Raw genomic sequence first — 6,987 nt, 5'->3', positions numbered from 1 at the left:
GAGGATGCGGAGCATCGAGCGGTAGGACTGCTCCTTGGCGAACAGGCGGGTGTAGTATTCGTTGTCCGACTTGTCGCGGTCGATGATCACGTGCTTCGGGGCGGGGATCAGGCAGTGCTGGATGCCGCCGAAACCGCCGAGCGACTCCTGGTAGGCACCCGTGTGGAAGAATCCGATGTACTGCGGGTTGCCCTTCTCGAGCTTGGGCAGGAAGATGGCGTTGGTGTGGCACTCCGAGTTGTAGAAGTCCTCGCTGTCGCACGTCAGTCCGCCGAGCAGCACACGCTGGTACTCCTTGTCCCAGTTGTTGATGGCCAGCATGATGTAGCGCTGGTTGATACCCCACGTGTCGGGCAGGGTGGTGATGAACGACGAGTCGATCATGTACCAGTTCTCGCGGTCGTTCTGCTGCTTCTGATTGACGATCGAGTAGAGCGCCGCGCCGCTTTCGCCTACGGTGAACGATCCGAACTCGGTGAAGATGTTCGGCTCCTCGATGCCGTTGCGCTGGCAGATGTTCTTGATCTGCGCCACGATCTCCTCGGTCAGGTACTCGTAGTCGTATTCGAAGTTGAGCGAGTTCTTGATGGGGAATCCGCCGCCGATGTTGAGGCTGTCGAGCTCGGGGCAGATGGTTTTCAGCTCGCAGTAGACGTTCATGCACTTCGAGAGCTCGTTCCAGTAGTAGGCTGTGTCCTTGATTCCGGTGTTGATGAAGAAGTGGAGCATCTTGAGCTGGAACTTCTTGCTGTTCTTGAGCTTGGCCTTGTAGAACTCGACGATGTCGTTGTAGCGGATGCCGAGGCGCGAGGTGTAGAACTCGAACTTGGGCTCCTCCTCGCAGGCGATGCGGATGCCGACCTTGCACTTCTTGGTGAAGGCGTCCTCGAACAGATCGAGCTCCTCCTTGTTATCCAGTACGGGGATGGTGTTGGTGAATCCGTCGTTTACGAGCTGGGCGATGTTCTCGACATACTGCGGACGCTTGAATCCGTTGCAGATGATGTAGCGGTCCTTGTCGATGATGCCTCCGTCGTAGAGGGCGTTGATGATGTGGATGTCGTAGGCCGACGAGGTCTCGAGGTGGATGTCGTTCTTCATCGCCTCCTCGAGCACGAACGAGAAGTGGCTCGACTTGGTGCAGTAGCAGTAGTTGTACGAGCCCTTGTAATCGACCTTGGCCATCGCCACGTTGAACATGCGCTTGGCTCGGTTGATCTGTTGCGAGATCTTGGGCAGGTAGGTGATCTTGAGCGGCGTGCCGTACTGCTTGATCAGTTCCATGAGCGGAATGTCGTGGAAGTGCAGCTCGTTGTCCTCGACCGAGAACTCGTCCTGCGGGAAATCGAACGACTGTTCGATCAGGTCAATGTACTTGTCTTTCATGGCTCGTTCGTGTGGGTTTCGGGAATCCGGCTTCGCTACATGGTCGGAAACGGGTGAAAGTAACTCGGTCGGATTTTCCGGATTTTCGGGATGCAAAGTAGGCGAATATTTTTCGTATAACCAACTCTTTGTCGCGATATTTTCGTTAAATTTTACCATTCCGCGTGTTTTGAGCCTTGTTGCGCCGCCTTTGCGGCCTGCTCCGAACCTTTTCCCGCCTGCCGACCCGGACATGGCATCCCGTGCCGCTGCCTCTCCGGCCGGCGGTGCGGAGGGGGCGCTGCGGCGGCGGAAGCGGGCGGCAGGACGATTTTTGGAAGCCGAATATTTGGACGTTTCTGCGAAAAACGGTAATTTTGAACCCTGACAAAATAAGGAGATTTAGACTGTGCTGATACCTGTCATAACGCAATATCTCGAGACGCACAAACGTCTCGTCATCCCTCAGCTGGGTGCCTTCATCGTCAAGGAGCCCGGCCGTGCGGTACTCTTTTCCGAACTGCTCAAACGCGACGACGGCGTGCTGCGCGGGCTGCTTTGCGCCCGTGGGCTCAACGAGTTGGAGGCCGCCGGCGAGATCGACCGCTTCGTCTTCGAGGTGCGTCATGCCGTCGAGCACGGCCTGGTGTGCCCGCTGCCCGGTCTGGGCGAGATGAGGGGGGGGGCGAACGGAACGATCGCCTTTACCTATGACCCGCGTCCGGCTGTTCCGGCCGCTGCCACGGAGCCGGCCGCTGCCGGGGAGTCCGCCGGAGCCTCTGCCTCGTCGCACGACGGCGGGGAGGCTGCCGCGGGAACGGGCGGGGAGCCGGACGGGGAGCGGGACCCGTCGCGCCGTCCGCAGTTCGATGCCGGGCGCATGGCCGAGACGATGAAGAGCGCCTTCACCGAGCCGCATGTCTCGCCTTCGGCGAAGATGAATCCCGATCCCTCGGTCCGCGGGTTGCGCTACGGCAAGCCGCCGAAGAATACCGATGCCTACACCTACGTGAACCGTGTTCCCCGCCGGCGCGGCGACCGCTTCATCTGGATCGCCATCATCGCTGCGGCGCTGGCCGTGGCGGCCATCCTCTACGGCTATTGGCGCGAGGCGCGTGAACAGGCGGCCGAGACGGAGTGGATGGACTATACCGATCCGGCCGATGCACCGGCCGAGGGCGGCGAGGCAGCCGCCGGGGAGCAGACATCGGCCGACGGGACGGCCTGCCTCGGTTTTGAGGCTCCGGACCCGCTCCGCCTGCGCGCCTGACCGGCGATGCGGCCCTTCGTATCGACTTTACGACCTGAACCATGACAGAAATAACAAGTGTTAAACAGCGCTTCGGCATCATCGGAACCTCGGAACTTCTGGACCGGGCGCTGGAGGTTGCCTTGCGTGTGGCGCTGACGGACCTGACGGTCCTCGTCACGGGCGAGAGCGGTGTGGGCAAGGAGTTTTTTCCGCAGGTCATTCACGCCTATTCGTCGCGCAAGCACAACAAGTACATCGCCGTCAATTGTGCGGCTATACCCGAGGGAACCATCGATTCCGAGCTTTTCGGCCACGAGAAGGGGGCCTTCACCGGCGCCACCGAGGCCCGCAAGGGCTATTTTGAGGAGGCCGACGGCGGCACGATCTTCCTCGACGAGGTGGCTGAGCTGCCGCATCCGACCCAGGCGCGGCTGTTGCGTGTGCTGCAGACGGGCGAGTTCATCCGCGTCGGATCGTCGAAGGTCCAGAAGACCAACGTCCGCGTCGTGGCTGCCACGAACGTCAATCTGCAGGAGGCCATCGCTCAGGGCCGCTTCCGCGAAGACCTCTACTACCGCCTGGGTACGGTCCCCATCAGCGTGCCGTCGCTGCGCGAGCGGCCCGAGGACATCCCGCTGCTGTTCCGCAAGTTCGCCTCCGATGTGGCCGTGCAGTACCGCATGCCGGCCGTGACGCTCGACGACAGTGCGCGGCAGATGCTCATGCACTACTACTGGCGGGGCAACATCCGCCAGCTGAAGAACGTCGCCGAGCAGATCTCGGCCATCGAGCCCGCCCGGGTCATCACTGCCGAGGTGCTGGCCAAGTACCTTCCCGTGCAGGAGGCCGGGGCTCCGGCCCCCATGGCGCCGTCGGGGCGTATGGACGCGGGGGAGATGTCCACCGAGCGGGAACTTTTATATAAGGTGTTGTTCGACATGCGTGCCGACATCAACGAGCTGAAGCGGATGATCTCCGAGCTGATGCAGGGTGCGGTGCGGCATCCCGAACCGCCGCGCGACATCCGCGGCCTGCTGCCGACGACGACGCAGAGTGCCTCGTATGTCTCGGCTGCGGCCCCTTCCGAGGCGGTCCAGCCTCCGGTCTTCGCCGAGAGCGAGGAGGTGACCGATGAGCCGCCGCGCGAGAAGACCAAGGCCGACATGCAGCGTGAACAGATCATCCGCGCCCTGCGCCGCAACAACGGACGCCGCCGCGAGGCCGCCGCCGAGCTGTTCATGTCCGAACGTACGCTCTATCGCAAGATCAAGGAGCTGGGCATTGCCGAAAATTGAAACCATGAAGACACGAATCATCCTATTGACAACCCTCTGCGTCGCCCTGCTGACCGGGTGCGGCGTGGCCATCAAGTATTCGTTCTCGGGCGCTTCGATTCCGCCCGATGCCAAGACCTTCTCGGTGGCCTATTTCCCCAACAACGCGACGATGGTGTCGCCGATCCTCAGCTCGACGCTGACCGATGCACTGGTCGATATCTTCTCGCGCCGCACGCGCCTGGCACAGGTGGACGAGGGCGGCGACTTCGCCTTCGAGGGCGAGATCACCAACTACACCTCGACTACCTCGTCCGTGTCGAGTGAGGAGTACGCCCTGCTGAACCGGCTGACGATCACCGTGAAGGTCCGCTTCACGAATGCGCTCGACGAGAAGGCCTCGTGGACCAAGACCTTCTCCGCGTTCGAGGACTACGACTCGTCGCTGCTGCTGACCGAGGCCGAGAGCACGCTGATCCCCGAGATCGTCGATCAGCTGGTGACCGACATATTCCAGGCTTCGGCCTCCAACTGGTAGACCGATGACGGAGCTGGAGTCCCTGAAGTTGTACCTGTCCTCGCCGGAGTCGGCACCGAAGCCCTCCGACGAGGCGATCCGCGGTTTTGCCGCCCGTTTTGGGTGGTTTGTGCCTGTGCGGATCCTTTTGGAGCAGTGCTCGGGAGCGCCCGATGCGGTCCTGTCGGTGGCAGCTCCGTGGCGCGAGGAGAGTTCGCTGCGCCTCGGACGCATCGATGCCGGGGCGTTGGTGCGCCTGACCTCCGAGGAGGTGATCGACCGCTTCCTGCGCGAGGAGGACCTGCGCATCGTGGCCGACGAACATGCGCCCGAAGAGGAGGTCCGCACGGAGCCCGATCTGGACGAGGAGGACGAGGTTGTCAGCGAGGAGTTGGCCGAAATCTATCTTTCCCAGGGCCTTCGGGACAAAGCGGCAGCGATTTATCGCAAATTAAGTTTGCTAAATCCCGAAAAAAGTGTTTACTTTGCCGAGTTAATTCGCAAAACCGAAAAACAATAATTAATTCAAAGCAATATGTTATACACGATTTGCATTGCCCTGATACTCGTAGCAAGCGTTCTGATCATCCTTGCCGTATTGGTGCAGAACCCCAAGAGCGGCATGGCCGCCAACTTCGGCGCCTCGAACCAGGTGATGGGCGTGCGTGAAACGACGAATTTCCTGGAGAAGTTCACGTGGACGATGGCCATCGTCATCCTGGTCCTGAGCCTCGTGGCCACGCTGGCCATGGACAAGGGCCTGGTTGCCGAGAGCAACGCCGAGATCTCGAAGGACGCCAAGGCCCTGCAGGAGCGCGTGCTCGATGCCGAGAGCGCCGGTGCCATGCCGCAGGCCGAGATTCCGGCAGCCGAGGGCAGTGAGGCTCCCGCCGCCGACGAGGCCGCAGCACCTGCTGCCGGTGAGGCTGCTGCCGAGTAGCGTTCGGTGATCTCCGGGCCGGGGTGGGTACACGCCGGTCGGGCTGAAACGTCGGCGCAGGTCTCCTCAAGAACCCTCCTCAAGAGTCGCGAGTTCACGAATTCTTGGGCCGGACATGGCAGATTCGGAACGGGGCGATCGTTCGGACTGCGGTGAGCATCCGTACCGGGGGAGGGGAGAGGACGCTGGATCCGGAGTACTCGAGTGCCGGGCTTTCGTTCGGCAATGAATCGCGATTGAAAAATCCGTCTCGCACGCAGTGGAGACGGATTTTTTTGCCTCTGCCTTCGCCGCTACCGCCCCATCTCTTTGGCCGTCCCTGCTTTGACTGCCGCTTTTTTGTGCCGCCATTTTGAGTCGCAGCCCTTGCACAGTTTATTTTACCTGTCGCCTTGGCCGGCAGTCTCTTCGGCCGTCCCTGCTTTGACTGTCGCCGCGTTTTTCTCCTTCCGACAAAGCTCCCTTGATCCGCCCCGACCCTTGACCTGTGCCCCAACCCTCGACTTGCTCCGGCCTGCCGCGGCGCCGTTGCGAAAATGCAAGAAGCCGGCATCCTGTGAAGGATGCCGGCTTCTTGCGTACAATGCGTCCCCTGCGGCTGTCCGCTCGCCCGGACCGCTATTCGACCACCTCCTTGCCCGAGTGACGCGAATTGACCGTCAGATAGCGCTGCAGGATCTGCTGCAGGTGGCTCGGGTCAATATCCCGGTGGATCTCGCCGTTCTGCGTGATCGAGATGCCTCCCGTCTCCTCCGATACGACGAGGATGATGGCGTCCGAGATCTCGCTCATGCCGATGGCCGCGCGGTGGCGGGTCCCGTAGGATTTCGGCACGGCGCTCTGCGTGACGGGCAGGATGCACTTCGCCGCGACGATCCGGTCGCCTTCGATCAGCACGGCGCCGTCGTGCAGCGGGGCGTTCTTGAAGAAAATGTTCTCGAGGAGCGGTGTCGAGACCTTGGCGTCCAGTGCGATGCCGCCCTCGGCGATCAGCCGCAGGTCGCTCCGCTGCCCGATGACGATCAGTGCCCCGGTCTTGGTTTCGGACATTTCGCGGCAGGCCGTGACGATCGGAATGATGTTCGTCTGCACCTCGTCGTCGCCCGACGAGAAGATCCGCGTAATGAAGTTGAAATGCTTCTGCCGCATGCCGATCATCTGCAGGAAACGCCGCAGTTCGGGCTGGAAGACGATGATCAGCGCGATGGCGCCCACCGAGATGAGCTGCCCGAGGATGCTCGACAGCAGCTCCATGTTGAGCGCGCGCACGACCACCCACAGCAGGTATACGGCGATGATGCCCGAGAGGATATAGGGTGCGTTGGTGCCCTTGGTCATGCGGTAGATCCAATACATGATTGCGGCCACCAGAATGATGTCGATCAGGTCGATGAATGTGAACGGAACGAATCCCATTGCCTTCTATGAATTAGCGGAATGACACTTTTCCCGCAAAGGTACTAATTCCGGTCAGATAAAAAAACTGCGGGGCATAAAAAAATACCGGCTTCCACTTGCGGGCGGAAGCCGGATGTGCCTGTTTTGTGCCGGGACTATTTCTTGCCCTCGGCCTTCTTGTCGGCGGCGTAGAGCTCATTGACCTTCGCCAGCACGGCGGCCGTGATGTCGGGGGTCGTGG

General features: G+C 61.2%; 7 protein-coding genes and 1 pseudogene. 5 read left to right on the top strand and 3 right to left on the bottom strand.

From position 1 onward, the window contains the following. Window positions 1-1,386 (bottom strand): arginine decarboxylase (locus tag QZL63_RS06750; RefSeq protein WP_290586325.1); only part of this gene is annotated, 1,386 nt, incomplete at its 3' end. A 388-nt stretch (window positions 1,387-1,774) separates the two neighbouring features. On the opposite strand from QZL63_RS06750, the gene QZL63_RS06745 reads away from it, so the two are divergent. From QZL63_RS06745 to secG, 5 genes are read left to right on the top strand one after another with little or no spacing between them, the layout of a single operon-like run. Continuing rightward, window positions 1,775-2,635, top strand: a complete 861-nt coding sequence (locus tag QZL63_RS06745; protein ID WP_022308563.1) for a hypothetical protein — start codon at window positions 1,775-1,777, stop codon at window positions 2,633-2,635. 41 nt (window positions 2,636-2,676) lie between these two features. Next, on the top strand, window positions 2,677-3,912 hold the full coding sequence (locus QZL63_RS06740) for a sigma-54 interaction domain-containing protein (RefSeq protein ID WP_022308562.1): 1,236 nt from the start codon (window positions 2,677-2,679) through the stop codon (window positions 3,910-3,912). A 4-nt stretch (window positions 3,913-3,916) separates the two neighbouring features. After that, the gene (locus QZL63_RS06735) at window positions 3,917-4,429 is read left to right on the top strand and encodes an LptE family protein (RefSeq protein ID WP_022308561.1); all 513 of its coding nucleotides are present in this window, start codon (window positions 3,917-3,919) and stop codon (window positions 4,427-4,429) included. A gap of 4 nt (window positions 4,430-4,433) precedes the next feature. Continuing rightward, window positions 4,434-4,928 carry a hypothetical protein gene (locus QZL63_RS06730; RefSeq protein ID WP_022308560.1) on the top strand — a complete coding sequence of 165 codons (495 nt, stop codon included), beginning with the start codon at window positions 4,434-4,436 and terminating at the stop codon, window positions 4,926-4,928. A 15-nt stretch (window positions 4,929-4,943) separates the two neighbouring features. Continuing rightward, window positions 4,944-5,348, top strand: a complete 405-nt coding sequence (gene secG / locus QZL63_RS06725) for a preprotein translocase subunit SecG (protein ID WP_022308559.1) — start codon at window positions 4,944-4,946, stop codon at window positions 5,346-5,348. Between the two features lie 618 nt (window positions 5,349-5,966). Here secG and cdaA read toward each other — a convergent pair. Further along, window positions 5,967-6,764 carry a diadenylate cyclase CdaA gene (gene cdaA, locus QZL63_RS06720; RefSeq protein ID WP_022308558.1) on the bottom strand — a complete coding sequence of 266 codons (798 nt, stop codon included), beginning with the start codon at window positions 6,762-6,764 and terminating at the stop codon, window positions 5,967-5,969. Between the two features lie 137 nt (window positions 6,765-6,901). Then, window positions 6,902-6,987, bottom strand: a pseudogene (locus QZL63_RS11715) (OmpH family outer membrane protein); the annotation flags it as partial.

Source organism: Alistipes sp. CAG:268 (assembly GCA_000434235.1).
Classification (GTDB): Bacteria; Bacteroidota; Bacteroidia; order Bacteroidales; family Rikenellaceae; genus Alistipes; species Alistipes avistercoris.
The sequence above is the reverse complement of the archived record's forward strand: the minus strand, read 5'-3'. Positions and strand labels throughout refer to the sequence as shown.

What these genes read in the sequence shown, in the direction of transcription:
- QZL63_RS06740 (WP_022308562.1), top strand. Translation starts at nt 2,677, where the DNA reads ATGACAGAAATAACAAGTGTTAAACAGCGCTTCGGCATCATCGGAACC.
- QZL63_RS06735 (WP_022308561.1), top strand. Translation starts at nt 3,917, where the DNA reads ATGAAGACACGAATCATCCTATTGACAACCCTCTGCGTCGCCCTGCTG.
- QZL63_RS06730 (WP_022308560.1), top strand. Translation starts at nt 4,434, where the DNA reads ATGACGGAGCTGGAGTCCCTGAAGTTGTACCTGTCCTCGCCGGAGTCG.
- secG (WP_022308559.1), top strand. Translation starts at nt 4,944, where the DNA reads ATGTTATACACGATTTGCATTGCCCTGATACTCGTAGCAAGCGTTCTG.
- cdaA (WP_022308558.1), bottom strand. Translation starts at nt 6,764, where the DNA reads ATGGGATTCGTTCCGTTCACATTCATCGACCTGATCGACATCATTCTG.